At 59.6% G+C, this 15,271-nt stretch carries 13 protein-coding genes; 2 read left to right on the top strand and 11 right to left on the bottom strand.

Translation table 11 applies throughout. The features are described 5' to 3' along the window. Window positions 1-70 precede the first annotated feature (70 nt). The 6 genes from C8E00_RS09990 to C8E00_RS09965 all read right to left on the bottom strand — a co-directional run bounded on the left by C8E00_RS09990 (window position 71) and on the right by C8E00_RS09965 (window position 5,221). A complete protein-coding gene (locus tag C8E00_RS09990) occupies window positions 71-901 on the bottom strand; it encodes a p-hydroxycinnamoyl CoA hydratase/lyase (RefSeq protein WP_133697363.1) in 831 nt (276 codons plus the stop codon). A 121-nt stretch (window positions 902-1,022) separates the two neighbouring features. Further along, window positions 1,023-2,087 carry a TRAP transporter substrate-binding protein gene (locus C8E00_RS09985; RefSeq protein WP_133697362.1) on the bottom strand — a complete coding sequence of 355 codons (1,065 nt, stop codon included), beginning with the start codon at window positions 2,085-2,087 and terminating at the stop codon, window positions 1,023-1,025. Window positions 2,088-2,153: 66 nt separating this feature from the next. Continuing rightward, on the bottom strand, window positions 2,154-2,630 hold the full coding sequence (locus tag C8E00_RS09980) for a DUF3237 domain-containing protein (RefSeq protein ID WP_133697361.1): 477 nt from the start codon (window positions 2,628-2,630) through the stop codon (window positions 2,154-2,156). A gap of 46 nt (window positions 2,631-2,676) precedes the next feature. After that, window positions 2,677-3,999: a TRAP transporter large permease gene (locus C8E00_RS09975; protein WP_133697360.1), complete on the bottom strand. Its 1,323-nt coding sequence runs from the start codon at window positions 3,997-3,999 to the stop codon at window positions 2,677-2,679. After that, on the bottom strand, window positions 3,996-4,580 hold the full coding sequence (locus tag C8E00_RS09970) for a TRAP transporter small permease (protein ID WP_133697359.1): 585 nt from the start codon (window positions 4,578-4,580) through the stop codon (window positions 3,996-3,998). Before C8E00_RS09970 ends, C8E00_RS09975 begins: the two co-directional genes overlap by 4 nt. Before the next feature lie 137 nt (window positions 4,581-4,717). Then, window positions 4,718-5,221 carry a MarR family winged helix-turn-helix transcriptional regulator gene (locus C8E00_RS09965; protein ID WP_133697358.1) on the bottom strand — a complete coding sequence of 168 codons (504 nt, stop codon included), beginning with the start codon at window positions 5,219-5,221 and terminating at the stop codon, window positions 4,718-4,720. Between the two features lie 281 nt (window positions 5,222-5,502). Here C8E00_RS09965 and C8E00_RS09960 point away from each other — a divergent pair, with 281 nt between their 5' ends. Continuing rightward, window positions 5,503-7,302, top strand: a complete 1,800-nt coding sequence (locus C8E00_RS09960; RefSeq protein WP_243833156.1) for a feruloyl-CoA synthase — start codon at window positions 5,503-5,505, stop codon at window positions 7,300-7,302. Between the two features lie 113 nt (window positions 7,303-7,415). Here the strand turns inward: C8E00_RS09960 and C8E00_RS09955 are convergent, their stop codons facing one another. The 5 genes from C8E00_RS09955 to C8E00_RS09935 all read right to left on the bottom strand — a co-directional run bounded on the left by C8E00_RS09955 (window position 7,416) and on the right by C8E00_RS09935 (window position 13,018). Then, a complete protein-coding gene (locus C8E00_RS09955; protein WP_243833155.1) occupies window positions 7,416-8,567 on the bottom strand; it encodes a DcaP family trimeric outer membrane transporter in 1,152 nt (383 codons plus the stop codon). Window positions 8,568-9,230: 663 nt separating this feature from the next. Next, window positions 9,231-9,908, bottom strand: a complete 678-nt coding sequence (locus C8E00_RS09950; RefSeq protein WP_133697356.1) for an HAD family hydrolase — start codon at window positions 9,906-9,908, stop codon at window positions 9,231-9,233. Window positions 9,909-9,967: 59 nt separating this feature from the next. Further along, a complete protein-coding gene (locus C8E00_RS09945) occupies window positions 9,968-11,467 on the bottom strand; it encodes a tripartite tricarboxylate transporter permease (RefSeq protein WP_133697355.1) in 1,500 nt (499 codons plus the stop codon). 18 nt (window positions 11,468-11,485) lie between these two features. Next, window positions 11,486-11,956, bottom strand: coding sequence for a tripartite tricarboxylate transporter TctB family protein (locus C8E00_RS09940; RefSeq protein ID WP_133697354.1), 471 nt, complete (start codon window positions 11,954-11,956; stop codon window positions 11,486-11,488). A 60-nt stretch (window positions 11,957-12,016) separates the two neighbouring features. Beyond that, a complete protein-coding gene (locus C8E00_RS09935) occupies window positions 12,017-13,018 on the bottom strand; it encodes a tripartite tricarboxylate transporter substrate binding protein (protein WP_133697353.1) in 1,002 nt (333 codons plus the stop codon). 386 nt (window positions 13,019-13,404) lie between these two features. Between C8E00_RS09935 and C8E00_RS09930 the strand changes: the two genes are divergently transcribed. After that, complete coding sequence (locus C8E00_RS09930) at window positions 13,405-15,249, top strand: bifunctional sugar phosphate isomerase/epimerase/4-hydroxyphenylpyruvate dioxygenase family protein (RefSeq protein WP_133697352.1); 1,845 nt, start codon at window positions 13,405-13,407, stop codon at window positions 15,247-15,249. The last annotated feature ends 22 nt before the right edge of the window (window positions 15,250-15,271 follow it).

Raw genomic sequence — 15,271 nt, 5'->3', positions numbered from 1 at the left:
CGTGCTGAACTATGTGATTGTTGTGAGGTGGGCGCCCGCCGTCCGGCGCACGCCCGGGGTCGCGGGCCGTTCAGCGACGATAGCTTTCCAGGCCCGGTTTGATGCTCTTGTCGTCGAGGAACTGCTTGAGACCTTGTTCGCGACCGTGCTCGGGGTCGAGCTGCTGGGCCTGGTCGAGCTTGGCGTAGAGGTATTCCTCGTTCTGCTCCCAGGTCAGCTCGCGGCTCATCTTGAAGCCGGTCTTGGCGGCGCGCAGGACGACAGGGTTCTTGTCGCGCAGCGTGGCGGCCAGCTTGTGGGTGGTCTCGCGCAGCTCGGCGCGCGGTACGCTCTGGTTGACCAGCCCCATGTCGGCGGCCTGCGGACCGGTGAAAGTCTCGCCGGTCATGATGTAATACAGCGCCTGGCGATGCCCCACGGTATCGGCCATGGCCTTGCTGACCAGGTTGCCCGGGGGGATGCCCCAGTTGATTTCGGACAGTCCGAACACCGACTCGTCGGCGGCGATGGCCAGGTCGCAGGCGACCAGCGGCGAGAAGGCGCCGCCGAAGCACCAGCCGTTGACCATGGCGATGGTGGGCTTGGCGTAGTGACGCAGCAGTTTCCACTGCCAGGTGGAGGCGTCGCGGCGTACCTTGACCTGAACGATCTCGGGGCTGGCGTCGATCTCGCGGAAGTACTCCTTGAGGTCCATGCCGGCGGAGAAAGACTCGCCCTCGCCGGTCAGCACGAGCACATGGGCGTCCTGGTCGAGCTCGACGGTCTCGAGCACATCGATCATTTCACGGTTGAGCGTAGGGCTCATGGCGTTGCGCTTCTCGGGCCGGTTCAGGGTGACCCAGGCAATGCCGTCCTCGACGTCGACCTTCACGGTTTGCCAGCGGTTCGTGTAATCGCTCATGTCAATTTCCTGTCGAAATGGTATCAAGTAAGTTGATAGTTACCCTGCCAATCTGGGCGCGGGTCTGGTGGATGCCGACGGAGGCTCGGGCCAGATACCGCCGGTCGGCCTGAATATCACCTCAGCGTGTATAGCGCTCGACGAGTCGGCGGGCGTCGTCGTACAGCGCTTGCCCGTCGAGCCCTCTCGCCTCGGCCTCGGCGATCCATTCGTCGACGACCTCCTGGCCGATTGCTTGCCAGCGTGCGGTTTCCTCGCGGTCCAGGCGGGTGATCGTGCCCGGTTGCGCGCCGCTCTGAATGGCCAGAATCTGGCGATGGTCCGCCTGATCCATGATCTGACCGATCCGGTATGCTTCGCGGGCACCGGAATGTGCATCGATGACGGCTTGCAGGTCCTCGGGCAGCGCATCGTATTTGTCCTGGTCCATGGCCACGATCATCATCGTGGTGTACAGCGCTCGGTCACCGCTGAAGATGGTGTGTTCGGTGGTGATGTCGGCCAGCCCCATGGCGGTGATGGCCTCGAAGGGAATTACCGTGCCGTCTATGACCCCGCGTGACAGCGCCTCCAGGGCCTGGGCCACCGGCATGCCGATGGGCTCGGCGCCGAGCTTGGCGAGATACCGGTTCACCAGCCGACTGGGGCCACGCATCTTGAGGCCCTCGATGTCCTCGAGCGCTTCGATGCGCGTTTCCTTGGTGTGCAGCGCCCCCGGGCTGTGGGTATGCACGGCGATGGGATGAACGCCCTCGAGTTCGTCCTGCATGTGCGTCATGGCGTATTCGTGCGCGGCCTGGCTGGTCGCGGCGCCCGAGGTCGGCAGGAAGGGCAGGTCGAAGACCTCGGCCTTGGGGAAGCGGCCGGAATTGTAGCCCAGCACGGTCCAGATGATGTCCACCTGCCCGTCCTTGGCCTGATCGTAGAGTGCGGGCGGTGTGCCGCCGAGCTGCATGGAGGGATAGAGTTGAACGTCGATGCGTCCACTGGACTCCTTCTCGATGGCTTCCTTCCAGGGCAGGAAGTATTCCTGATGCACGGGGGCCGACGCCGGGAAGAAGTGATGCAGCCGCAAGGTATATTCGGCGTCCTGGGCATGGGCCTGGTTGGCGCCCCAGGCGAGCGGTAACGCTGCGGCGGCGGCCAGCAGGAAGCGGCGGCATGCAAGCGTGGCGTGATGACTCATGGCGTGTTCCTCGTTGTGATTGTTGTCGTCGTGGGATGTGTCGTGGTTATCCATGTGGCAGGTGTGTCAGTCCACCGCGAAGAGGTCGATGAGTACCTCGTCGCGCGTGCGTTCGGCCTTGCCCAGGAAGATCGTGCGCGTCAGCCAGGCGTAGGCCGGGCTGGTGGTGAAGAAACGCGGCGTGGTGAGAAAGTAGTAGGACTCGGGCGCGACCGGCTCCCCGCGCTGTAAGCGTTGCATGACGTCCGCCGGTCCGTGCCGAAACCCGATGTTCTCGACCTCGATGCGATCGCCCGAGTCGGTTTCCAGGAAATAGCGCGCATGCAGGTCGGCGACGCCGTCAGGGCGGATGGTCTGCCAGTCGCCGCCTCCGGCCAGCACCACGCCGCTGAGCCGTTCCCCGCTCACCCGGCCGCCGGTGATGGCAATGAAGCGCCGCTTGCCCTGGGCGTTCTCGCCGAGCTCAATAGGCGGGTCGACATGAATCGCCAGGCGCGCGATGAAGGTCGATGTCGGTGGATGTACAGGCGCATCATGGATCATGGCAAGTCACCTCGATTAGTGGCGTCAGTCATCGACAGCGTGGTCCTCAATAAAGCAGGTAGACGAAGCCGAGCGTAATGGCCGGGAAGGCCACCAGCATCACGATGCGGATGACGTCGGCGGCCAGGAACGGCAGGATGCCCTTGAAGGTGTCGGTCAGCGGCACGTGGGGTGCCATGGAGTGAATGATGAAGATATTCAGCCCCACGGGCGGCGTGATCATGCCGACCTCGACCACCACCAGGGCCAGGATGCCGAACCAGATCGCCACGTCTGCGGCGGGCATGCCGAAGTCCATGCCCGTGACGATGGGCAGGAAGATGGGCACGGTCAGCAGGATCATCGACAGGCTGTCCATGAAGCAGCCGAGGATCAGGTAGCACAGCAGGATGCCGGCCAGCACGATCCAGGGACTGATTTCCAGGCCCACGATCCAACCGGCGGTGGTTTGGGGGAGTTGGGTAAAGGCGAGAAAGCTGTTGAACACGCTGGCCCCGAGGACGATGAAGAAGATCATCGCCGAGGTGACGGCCGTCTCGAGTAGACAGTCGCGCAGGCCGCTCCAGCGCAACCCGCCCCGGGTGATCGCCAGGGCCCCGGTGGCCGCCGCGCCCACGGCGGCGGCCTCGGTCGGCGTGAAGATGCCGGTGTAGATGCCGCCGATCACGATGATGAAGATCGCCGCGCCGGGCCATACCTCTATCAGCGAGCGCCAGCGTTCGCCGCGCGATGCCTTGGCCTTGTTCGGCGCGCTAGCGGGGAAAAAGCGTACGTACAGGGAAATCGCCAGCATGTAGCTGAAGGCCGCGAACAGCCCCGGCACCAGGGCGGCGGCGAACATCTCGTTGATGTTTTGTTCCGCCAGGATGGCGTAGATGACCAGCACCACGGAGGGGGGAATCAGAATGCCCAGCGTGCCGCCCGCCGCCAGCGCGCCGGTGGCCAGGCTGCCACGATAGCCCTGGCGCTCCATTTCCGGTAGTGCCACTTGTGTCATGGTCGCGGCGGTGGCCAGCGACGACCCGCAGATGGCACCGAAGGCACCGCAGGCGCCGATCGTCGACATGGCGAGCCCGCCGCGCCGATGCCCCAGCCAGTCGTTGGCGGCCTGGAACATGGCGCGCGAGAGGCCGGCCCGCGCGGCGAACTGGCCCATCAACAGGAAGAGGGGAATGATTGACAGCGTATGGCTGGAAAAATGCTCATAGGGCAGCGTCTTCAAGCCATTCAGAATGCCCATCGGGCCGGTGATCAGCATTGAGCCAGCGGCGCCGACGGCCAGCATCGACAGGCCGATGGGGATCCTGGCCGCCATCATGGCCAGCAGCAATATGAAACCGCCCGTGCCCAGCATAATCGGTGACATCATGCGTCTCCTGGGGTCGGGGTATGATGCTGCGTGTCCCGCGAGACGGTATTGAATGTGCGATACAGGCAGACCAGCGTCAGCAGGGCAAAGCCGACGATACCGCCGACATAGCCCCACCACAGCGGGATACCCAGCAGCATGCTGGTTTCCATGTAGCGTTGCTTGTCGAGCAGGCCATGATAAAGACGCCAGGTCATCACCCCTGACACGACGAGAAAAAGTACTTCCGCGACGAATGCCAAAAAGCACTGCACGGCGCGCGGTGCGCGCATGACCAGAATATCCACCGTGACATGGCCGCCGCGCAGGTGGCAGTAAGGCAGAAACAGGAACACCGCGATGGCCGTGCCCATCTCGACGAGCTCGTAGTCCCCGGTGACGGGGCCGACCCAGCCCAGTGCCGCGGTGTCGCCGATCAACGGCAGGCTGGACGCCCAGCGTCCGGCAATGCTGGCCACGGTCATCAGAGAGAGCGCGGCGACGATCAGGCCACCGATGATTGCGGCGAGCCGACAGGTCGTTTCCAGACCTCGGCGTAGGTAGGTGATGCTGGCGTTGGATGTCGTCGCTAGGCTGCTCATGATTGTATCTTTATGGGGTGTGTGGGTCGGCCAAGGCGCGTGGTGATACGTTTTTTAGTTGCTTTTTATAATTAATTGTCTGTGCGTGGCTATGCAAGTCATGCCGCTGAAATTTGCCGCGAATTGCGCCTAAAGGATTAGTCGCCATGCTCTTCCGATGCATACACCTTGCGTAGCAAGGTCAATAACTGGCGTCTTTCTATTTCGCTAAGTGACTGAGTTGCTTCCAAATCACTCTGTTCTGCCAAGCCTTTCAAACGCTCGACGAGGGCCTCGCCAGTCTTGGTGAGGAAGATGCCATGCGAGCGCCGGTCGCGCTTGCAACGCACCCGCAGCGCCAGACCACGCTCCTCGAGACTATTAATCAAGTTAACGACCCGCGGTGGATCGATGCTCAAGGTCTGGGCCAGGCTGGACTGCGTCACGCCTGGATAGCCCTCGATGACCACCAGCGACGAGAACTGCGCCGGGCGGATGTCATGCTCGCGCATGGCGTCGTCGAAGTGTCTAAACACCTTTAACTGGGCGCGGCGCAGGGCATAGCCGAGGCGCTCCTCGAGTACCAGGCCTTCGACGGTGGAAGGGTAGGCTTCCTCGAGAGACGCCTGCTCCGGCGAGGCGCTTTTCTTGGATGTTGTCATCAGGATTTCCTTATTCGATAGCATGGTTAATATAAGAAATCATATGCTTCAGGCATTGTTCCCGATATTGATGTGGATAAGCAATACCGGCGATTCTTGCGCCTTTTTATGCACCTAAAGTCTCATTTGGTGCGTCTGGCCAATAAAATAGTTACCTATTATAACTATATGCTCCACCTTGTGGGTGAATGCCCATCGTTGAATAACAAGATTCATCATAGATAAATGGAGCGCCTTTCATGTCCTCCCCTTCCGGCAACCGGCCAGACGAGCCACGTTCCGTGAACGATGTGTCCCCGCAGACGCATTGGCTCTTCGGTGGCGAGGTCTCGGAGTATCCCCGTTGCGTGACCCAGCGCCTCGTGCACTGGGCCAGCGAGACGCCGTCGCGCACCTTCCTGGCCGAACGCGAGGGGGCGCAACGTGCCTGGCGGACGCTGACCTTCGGTGAGGCGATGCCGTGCGTGGCCCGCCTCGCACAAGCGTTGTTGGATCACGGCGTGTCGGTCGAGCGGCCGTTGATGGTGCTCTCGGGCAATGGCATCGATCATGCGTTGCTGGCCTGCGCCGCGATGCACGTAGGCATCCCCTATGTACCGGTATCGCCCTCGTATGCGCTGTTGTCCGAGGACTTCGCCAAGCTGCGTCATGCCGTCGAACTGGTGACACCGGGGATGGTCTTCGTCGACGACGAAGCGCGCTTCGAGGCGGCCCTGGCGGCGATTGGCGACGCCCGGATGACCTGCGTGGCGACGCTGCCGAGCCAGTGGGCACTGGCGCTGGAGACGCTGGCGGCGACGCCGGCGCGGGCCGAGGTCGATGAGGCTCATGCCGGCGTGACAGCGGATAGCATTGCCAAGTTGCTGTTTACGTCGGGGTCGACGGGGATGCCCAAGGCGGTGATCAACACGCACCGCATGCTGTGCAGCAATCAGGCCATGCTCGCGCAACGCCTGGCGTTCTTGTCGCGGCGCAAGCCCGTACTGGTGGACTGGCTGCCCTGGCACCACACCTTTGGCGGCAACACGATCCTGGGCATGACCATCCACAACGGTGGTTCGCTGTACATCGATGACGGCAATCCCACCGCCGAGGGGGTACGGCGCACGGTGGCCAACCTGCGCGAGATATCGCCGACGTTCTATTGCAACGTGCCCAAGGGATTCGAGTCCCTGGTCGAGCATCTGCGCGACGATGACGCCTTGCGCACGTCCTTCTTCCGCGACCTCGAGATGATGCACTTCGGCGGCGCCGTGCTGCCTGTGCATGTACGCGACGCGTTGGATGCCTTCGGTGAGCAGGCACTGGGACACCCTGTGCCCATGTTGACGGGGCTGGGTTCCACCGAGGCGTGCCTGGCGTTCTGTACCGAGGAGGCCAGTGGTACGCCGGGGTTGATCGGTCGGCCCGTGCCGGGGATGTCGCTCAAACTGGTGGCCACGGACGACAAGTGGGAAGCCCGCCTCAAGGGGCTCAATGTCACGCCGGGCTACTGGCGTGACGCGCAGCGTACCGCCGAGGCGTTCGACGACGAGGGCTATTACTGCACCGGGGACGCGATGCGTTTCGTCGACCCCGACCGCCCCGAGCGGGGGCTGATCTTCGATGGCCGGTTGAGCGAGAACTTCAAGCTCGTGACGGGCACCTGGGTCAATGTCGGCATTCTGCGCCTGCGTCTCATCGAGCACTTCGCTCCGCTGGTGCAGGACGTGGTGGTGGTCGGCGAGGGGCGTGATGCCCTGGCCGGTTTCGTGGTGCTGAACGTGCCGGCATGTCGGCAGCACCTGGGCGATGCGGCGCCGTCATCGCTGGATGCATTGGCGCACGACGGCACCCTGCATCAATGGTTCGCCCAGCGTCTGGCGACGCATCGCCAGGGACAGTCGAGCTCCATGCGCCTGGAGCGTCTGTTGCTGCTGGATCGGCCGCTGTCCGTCGACCGGGGCGAGCTGACCGACAAGGGCTCGGTCAATCAGCGGCTGGTGCGCGAGCGTTATACGGAACTCGCCGAGTACCTGTATGCCGAGCCGCCTCGGGATGCGCGCGTGATTTTGCCTTGCCAACGAACATCGGCTCGGTGAACTCGCCAGATAAATGGCATGAAGTGCCTCATTCGGCGACTGGTTTTCCTCTCTTACCATGAAAAAGGCTGGCGAAACGCCAGCCGAAATCACGATCGATACTCAATACGCCACTAGAACTGGAAGATGGCACTTGCCTGAAGACGACTGGCGTCGTTAGAGGTGCCATTGATCTGTTCTACCTCGGCATTTTGATACTCGAGACCTACCGCCAATCGCTGAGTGACGTCCCAAATCACGTTGGCGAAGGCATAGTCGATGGTCTCGAAATGCTCGCCATAATTATCGGGTAGGTCCTGCTCGAGGCGTGAGAAACCGATGGAGCTGAACCAGTCGTCGGTCCAGTTATGATTGAGGGAAACACCGAAAGCACGTGTCTCGACGGCCTCGAGTTCATTGTTGTCGTTGACGTAGACATCGGGGGCGTTGCGATGGCCAGTATTACCGGGGTTGCCCATGTAATTGCCGATCCCTTCACCATACGTCGCGCTACCGTGAAGACTGGTCATGGGAGTGAAGGGAAGGTTGAACTGTGCCTGTACCCCGTACCCGGTGGTTTCGTCATCCACGGTGTTGGTAATGTCGTTGGTGGAGAGCTTGCGTGCCACCCCGGATAGAGCGAACAAACGCTTGTACTCATAGCGTACCGTCAAGTCGGGGAACTGGCTCTCGCCTTCGGCGACGCCGGAATCGTTGCGGGCGATCACCGTATCCGGGTCTTCCACGGAGAATGAAAGGTTCCCCGCACCCACTGGCTGGGTATAACGCAACTGCGCCTGACGTTCGAAGGCATAGCCCTTGGGGTCACCCAGTGCCAGAGTCCGTGTACCTCCGACGAAACTCATGAAGTTCGTCCAGGTACGACCGGCGAGGAAGCCGTTGAGTTCGCCATAGGCATGGCGCAGGTTGAATTTGCCGTCGGGAATGAAATGCCCTTCGAAATAGGTCGTCAAACGACCGTAATCGGTCATGGTGTGCGTGCGGAAATTGAGGCGCGACTCGTAAGCGGTGAATTGGGTACGGCCATCGGTCCGGTTCGACGGATCCATGATCGCGTAAGGGTTGGTTGCCTCGCCGAGGTCATAGTCGAAATCGTAGAGCATATCGAGCTTGACATAGCCCCCGAAGGCGATGTCGGTCTCGGTGCCCGGAATATTGATGGTTGAGCGATGATTCCATGGCGGACCCACGCGGCTAGGTTCACCGGTAACGATGGGTTGTCCTGCCTCTACGACGTCGAAAGCGTGAGCGGGGACCGCTGCCATGCCGGCCATCCCTGAAACGAGTGACACGCAGAGTGCGAGCTTGGTCATCTTGAATGTTGTTATGTCGGATCGCATTTGTGAGCTGCCCTTTGTAAGAAGTTATGAGCGGTTTGCGCATGAACGAGTATGCGGTTCTCGGGCGTGAGGAAAATTAATTTTTCAGCGCCTCCCCATGCATTTTTCTGATGACGCTTTAATGACCTCCCGCTGCATTAATCCGAGAAAGGGAGCGGAAGAGAGTAGGGTCGTCCCCAGGTGTCTTGATCATCGTTATTATTCCCATGCTAATTATTCGTGCGTTACAATGTGTGCGCATTGCGAACCTTGATTCGTTTTGCGCACATTAAACCTGAAAAAAAAAGCTATTACTGTCAACTTGAAATGCAAAGATAGATGGGTGTTTTTGCATAAGTTTATGTATTTAAATGTTTTTTTGTTGGTTATACTTTGGTTGTGGGATTGATTAGTGAATAGATACAACTAATTCTGCGGAGAAGGCGTATCTATGGAGCAAGACGGCATTTCACGCTGCATCAGCGGATACCAAGGTGGGAGAGCACCTGTCTTTCGACAGCGCTTTATGTGTTGTCCGGTGAAGGGCTGCTGCTTTCCTGCGACATCTGCTGAGGAGTGGGGGCGGTGAGGATGCGTTGATGGTATGGCTCAAGAAGAAATGGGCAACGATGCCAATGCGTCGTCCAGGTTCTGGAGGTCCAGTTGAGTGAGGACCTCTTTCGGGAAGGGAGAAGAGGTACTTTCGTCGTTTTTGATGCCGATAAAATGCGTGTTGTTGGAGCGTGCGGCACGGTAGTCATTATAGGAATCTCCCACCATCACCGTGCGCGAAGCATCATGCTGGCGAGTGGCGATCAAGCTGTTGAGGCCATTGGTTTTATCTGGCGGTGCACCAAGTACGTCATTGAAATAAGCTGTCAATTGACGTTGGTCGATCACGCGGCGAAGTTCTTGCTGTGGCGTGGCAGAAAGTAAATAAAGAGGGATTCTTCCGCACCAGCGTTCGAGAAATTCGATGGCACCCGGCAAGGGGGGAGCATTAGTTACTTTATCCTCGATATACCGGGAAAAGGCAGAGGACAACGCACGGATATCATGGTGGTTGATTGACCGACCGAGAATGTGCGCTTCGATATGATGAAACTTGACATCGCGGGGCTGACCGCCGCCACGTGACAGGTAGGCGAGGATTGCTTGGTATAGTGCCGGTGGCTGATCACGATAGAACTCGGCAAAGGCAGAGCGCTTGAGGCTTGCCGAGTCGAGAATCACGCCATCACAGTCGAAGACCAAGGCGTCAAAATGGGACTCGAGGACATTGGCCATGGGCATCTCGCAGGCAGATCCATGAAAGGAGACCCGGGGACAGCCCCGGGGCTCGCCCCTTATGCCTGACGGCGGCGCTGGAGTAAGCGCTTTAAAGGAGTATTGCTAAGCAGTAGTAGGACTACGGCGGTTGTCAGTACCAAGGATAGGGGATTGGTAACCAGGGAGAGTAGAAAACTGCCTGTGTCGTTGCCCACCGAAGACATCGCCTGGCGATAGGTCTTATCCATCAGCGGGCCAAGAATAACCCCCAAAATGACGGGGCCCATCTGGAAACGGAATATTTTCATGAAATAGCCGAGCAGGCCGAAGCCAAGCATCCAGTAGACTTCTGTCATGCTGCTGTTGAGCGAGTAGCTACCGACAACGCAGAGTACCATAATCAAAGGAATCAAGATTGCCTTGGGTAGTTCCACGACTTTGGCGAATACCTTGATGCCGGTGAGGCCGAAGATCAACAGGAAAAGGTTGGCAAGAACGAGATTGCCCACAGTAAACCAGAAAATATGTGGCGCTTGAATCATCAGCATTGGCCCTGGGTTGAGACCATGGACGACAAGCGCGCCGATGATGATCGCCGTGACCGCGTCGCCCGGCATACCTAGTGTCAACATGGGGACGTAGGCACCGCCAACGGCTGCGTTATTGGCAGTTTCTGGAGCTACCAGCCCCTCATAGGCGCCTTTCCCGAATGGTCTGCTTGGGTGCTTGACTGAACGTTTGGCATGGTCGTAGGCGAAGAGCGAGGCGATGTCGCCACCGGTGCCCGGTAGGGCACCGACGATCACGCCGATAACCGAGGTGCGGATCGATAACGGCAGAAACTTGAGTACCAAGTGCAATGAAGGAACGATCTTGTCGACTTTTTGGCGCAGAGGTTTGGCATTGAGCTGGTGCAGTTGGAAGAAGGCTTCGGCAACACCGAACATGCCGATCATCACCACAACATAGTGAATGCCACCCATCAATTGCATGCTGCCCATCGTGAAACGTGGATCGGCGGTAACTTGATCGAGTCCTACCAGGCCGATAACTGCACCCATCGCGGCGGCGAAGATACCACGGGATAATGACTCTGCAGCCAAGCTACCCACCAGCAGGAGGCCGAGAGCCGCGATCAGGAAATAATCACGTGGCGCGAATTTCAGGGCCATGTCGGATAGAAAAGGGGCAACACTAGCGAGTACCCCGACACCGATCAATCCGCCGATCACTGACATGACTGTACTCAGGCCGATGGCTTGGCCTGCTTCGCCCTTCTGTGCGAGTGGGTACCCATCGAATGATGTCGCGACCGACGAGGGCGCACCTGGAATGTTGAGGAGAATGGCCGTACGTGAACCGCCATAAACACCCCCGGTATAGATGCCCACAATGAGCGCCAGCGCATCGTTCACATCCCATGAAAAAGTGAATGAGATGAGAATCGACGTGGCCATGGTCACGGACAGACCTGGAATCGCACCGACATAGATGCCGGCCAAGGTCCCGATGGCGGTGAGCATCAATAGCGATGGGTCGAGCCATGCCATTAAGAAATAAGAAACGGAATCAGCCATATAAGTAACCTCGACCTATCAGGGCAGGTAGACCTGGAAAAGCAGCTTGAACAGGGCATAGATGATGCCGGTAGCCACTGCAGTGATAATCAGCGACGCGAGTAACCGGCCGTGGCGGAGGTAAACCTGCGCGACAAACAGAAATATCGCCGTAGCGGGAATGAACCCCAGAAATTCCAGTAGAAACAGATAGGCGATAGCCATGGCTAAGAAGACGACGATGGCTAGCGGGAAATGCTCGTGGAGGAATTGCCGAGTCTCATCGAGAGCGCCTTGCGTATCGGGTTTAGGGTGCTGCCGCTGCCCCCATAAAATGGCAATCATTGAGGCGATCATGATCAAGCCCAGCAGTATGGGAAAGGCACCGGGCGAGTTAGGCAGATCGAAGCCGGCGATCTGGTAAGCTTCGTAGAGCACGCCCAAGCTGAGCAAGAGCAATAGCACGTTGAAAGCGCGTTCGCCTGCCTTGAGTCGCGGTTCGTTGGACATGGGAATCTCCATGCAAGCGACGGCGGCGCAGCGCTCCGCCGTCGTTTCATCGGATGGGAGTTACGGCTTGGGGATGCCGACATCTTGCGGTGAGATCTTGGCTGCATCTGCCTTCTGTAGAGCCCAGGCGGTTACCGACTGCCAGCGATTGAGGAACTCTTCGGCTTTTTCACCCTGGAGGTTGAGCGGTTTGGCACCGTTTTCGGTCAGGAACGTCTGGAACTGTTCGTTGGCTACGCCCTTTTCGTAGGCTTTACTGAGCGTTTTGACGATAGCGTCCGGCGTTCCCTCGCGTACCGCCACGGCCCAGAACGGTCCCCACGGTAGATAGGATTCGATCCTGGGCAACGCCTGAGTGATCGGTGGCGTATTAGGTAGTTCCTCGATCTTCTCCTTGGAGAACACGGCGAGGCCTTTGAGGCGCCCGGCGGGGATCTGATCCTGAGCAGCGGCTAGGCTCAGCGGCATGAAGTCGATGTGATTACCGAGCATTGCGGTGATGCCGGGGCCGTCACCGCCGAAGGTCACGTTGCGCACGTCCAGGCTATCGACCGAGTTGACCATCGCCAGAACGGTGCTCGGAAGGCCGCCCGCGCCAGTACCACCCATACGCAGCTTACCCGGGTTCTTATGGGCGTAGTTGAGCAGTTCCTTGAAGTTGTCGAACTGGCTGTCGGCTGGCGCGGCAATGACTACCAAGCCCTGGCCAATCACGTTGATTGGCGTCATGGCGCTATAGTCAAAGTCGGCAAGGCCCATAATAGGATAGAGTTGCGGGTTCTCGGCACCATAGAGCACGGTATAGCCGTTGGCGGGCTGCTGCATGACGCTATTCATGCCAATGACGCCGGTGCCGCCGGGACGGTTGTTGAGGATAATGCTGGTGCCCAGTGCCTCTTCGACATGGGGTGTCAGGCTGCGCGCCACGTTATCGGTAGCGCCGCCGGCGCCCCATTGGATGATGCCCTGGATATTGCGCTCCGGGTAGTCAGCGAAGGCCGACGAAGCGACTGCCAGCGTCCCGACCGATAGGGCCAGGGTTGCTAGAACCTTCTTGATCATGGCGTTGTCCTCCAATGTGATCGAACTGCTGTGGCGACGGCTGACCCTGTCAGCATGAGGCGTGGCTATTTGTTCGATAAGCGAATTACCGTCCTATCTGCGAACAAACTAGGATTGGCGCATAGCGCTGTCAATCGCCGAACGCTCGACTACGACCAATGTCGCACGAATTCTGGAACGCCGTGCCAGTATTGGCTTTGCGGCACTCTGAGCCCTTGTATACAGGGCCTTTCAGGCAGGGCGCGCTTGACAGGATTGTGCTCGCAACGTCCATAATGCGAACTAAAGAACGCTATGCGAACAAAGCGAGCCGTCCAGTGACCGCTATCCTATAGTTGGGAATGTCAGTACAAGACGGCGCCTTGCTCGACAATCAGGAGGCCATCATGCGAGCCATTGCCACCGTGTGCCTGAGCGGTGATCTTCGTAGCAAGCTGGAGGCCGTCGCCCGGGCAGGGTATGACGGCGTGGAGATCTTCGAAAACGACCTGTTGACCTTCGATGGTTCGCCGAGTGATGTCCGTGCGTTGTGTGAGTCGCTGGGGTTGGCGATCGTGGCCTTTCAGCCATTCCGCGACTTCGAGTCGATGCCCGAGCCTCAGCGTCAGCGCAATTTCGAGCGCGCCGAGCGCAAGTTTGACTTGATGGAAGAGCTGGGCACGGACTTCCTGCTGGTGTGCAGCAATGTGTCGCCGCAGTCGTTCGACGATCTCGCCCGCGCTGCCGAGGACCTGCATGAACTGGCCGCGCGCGCTGCCTGTCGTGGATTGCGCATCGGTTTTGAAGCACTCGCCTGGGGACGTCACATCAGTGATTATCGGGTGGCCTGGGACGTCGTGAAACGTGCCGATCATCCGGCGCTTGGCGTGGTGCTCGACAGCTTCCATATTCTCGCGCGTGGCCATGAGCTCGACACCATGGCCGAGATTCCCGCCGATAAGATCGCCTTCGTGCAGATTGCCGATGCGCCGTTGCTGGATATGGACGTGCTGCAATGGAGCCGCCATTTCCGTTGTTTCCCCGGACAAGGGCGGCTACCGTTGGCACCTTTCATGCAGGCACTGGCGCGTACCGGCTACGCGGGGCCGCTGTCGCTGGAGATATTCAATGACGCCTTCCGTGCGGCGCCTGCAGAAGCCACCGCGATCGATGGGCTGCGGTCGCTGATCTGGATCGAGGAGCTCGCCGACGGGGCACCCTGGTCCGAAACCGAGCCGCCTGTGGTGGGCTACGACGGCGTCCATTTCATCGAATTTACGCTCGACGAGGAGAGTGCCGCGCCACTCGGCGAATTCGTCTCGGCGCTGGGTTTTCGCCATATCGGCCGTCACCGTTCGAAGAATGTGGAGCTTTGGCATCAGGGCGACATCCACCTCGTGCTCAATTTCGAGACCGATAGCTTCGCGCATACCTTTCGCCTCCTGCATGGCACCTCGGTGTGCGCGGTGGGCTTCCGCGTCAAGGAGCTCGACGCTGCGGTGACCCGGGCCGAACATTACAGGGCGCAGCTGTTCCACGGCCCGGTCGGTGAAGGCGAGATGGAGATTCCGGCGTTGCGCGGTATCGAGGGCAGCCTGGTTTACCTTGTCGACGACGCTCAAGCGCGCGAGATGCAGTGGAAAACCGACTTCCACCTCTTCGAAGATGGTCAGGACGATGACGCCGGATTGGTCAACATCGACCACATCTCCTATGTGTTGCCCCCCACCCAATTGCTGAGCTGGCTGCTGTTTCACCGCACGGTGTTTGGCTTCGACGCCGGGACCGAACATGAGATCGCCGACCCGCACGGCATGGTGGTCAGTCAGACCGTCACCAGTCCCGATGACTCGATTCGTATCCCACTGACGGTATCTTCGGCACGCGAGACATTGCCGGGTCGCTTCCTCTCGGAGCACCAGGGGGGCGTTCAGCAAATTGCCTTCGCATGCCGCGATATTTTCGACACCATCGATGCGATGCGCGCGCGGGGGCTGCCGGTGCTGCGTATCCCCGCCAACTACTATGACGACCTGGCCGCCCGCTTCGATCTCGACGACGAACTGCTCGAGGCGATGCGCCAACGCAATATTCTCTTCGACCGCAATGACGATGGCGATTTCTTCCACGCTTACACCGAAACGTTCATGGGGCGTTTCTTCTTCGAGATCGTCGAGCGACGTGGTCACTATGCGCAGTTCGGGGCAGCGAACGCGCCCATCCGCTTGGCCGCTCAAGCGGCGCAGCGCTGAGTAGCATTACGCAGAATGAATC

Origin of the sequence: Chromohalobacter marismortui (assembly GCF_004364315.1) — a bacterium.
In the GTDB taxonomy this organism is placed as follows: Bacteria; Pseudomonadota; Gammaproteobacteria; order Pseudomonadales; family Halomonadaceae; genus Chromohalobacter; species Chromohalobacter marismortui.
This window is presented reverse-complemented; position numbering and strand designations above follow the sequence as displayed.

Coding starts and splice junctions, on each gene's coding strand:
- C8E00_RS09985 (WP_133697362.1), bottom strand. CDS start 2,087: ATGAGTCATCACGCCACGCTTGCATGCCGCCGCTTCCTGCTGGCCGCC.
- C8E00_RS09970 (WP_133697359.1), bottom strand. CDS start 4,580: ATGAGCAGCCTAGCGACGACATCCAACGCCAGCATCACCTACCTACGC.
- C8E00_RS09930 (WP_133697352.1), top strand. CDS start 13,405: ATGCGAGCCATTGCCACCGTGTGCCTGAGCGGTGATCTTCGTAGCAAG.
- C8E00_RS09945 (WP_133697355.1), bottom strand. CDS start 11,467: ATGGCTGATTCCGTTTCTTATTTCTTAATGGCATGGCTCGACCCATCG.
- C8E00_RS09940 (WP_133697354.1), bottom strand. CDS start 11,956: ATGTCCAACGAACCGCGACTCAAGGCAGGCGAACGCGCTTTCAACGTG.
- C8E00_RS09980 (WP_133697361.1), bottom strand. CDS start 2,630: ATGATCCATGATGCGCCTGTACATCCACCGACATCGACCTTCATCGCG.
- C8E00_RS09965 (WP_133697358.1), bottom strand. CDS start 5,221: ATGACAACATCCAAGAAAAGCGCCTCGCCGGAGCAGGCGTCTCTCGAG.
- C8E00_RS09935 (WP_133697353.1), bottom strand. CDS start 13,018: ATGATCAAGAAGGTTCTAGCAACCCTGGCCCTATCGGTCGGGACGCTG.
- C8E00_RS09950 (WP_133697356.1), bottom strand. CDS start 9,908: ATGGCCAATGTCCTCGAGTCCCATTTTGACGCCTTGGTCTTCGACTGT.
- C8E00_RS09990 (WP_133697363.1), bottom strand. CDS start 901: ATGAGCGATTACACGAACCGCTGGCAAACCGTGAAGGTCGACGTCGAG.
- C8E00_RS09955 (WP_243833155.1), bottom strand. CDS start 8,567: ATGGCAGCGGTCCCCGCTCACGCTTTCGACGTCGTAGAGGCAGGACAA.
- C8E00_RS09975 (WP_133697360.1), bottom strand. CDS start 3,999: ATGATGTCACCGATTATGCTGGGCACGGGCGGTTTCATATTGCTGCTG.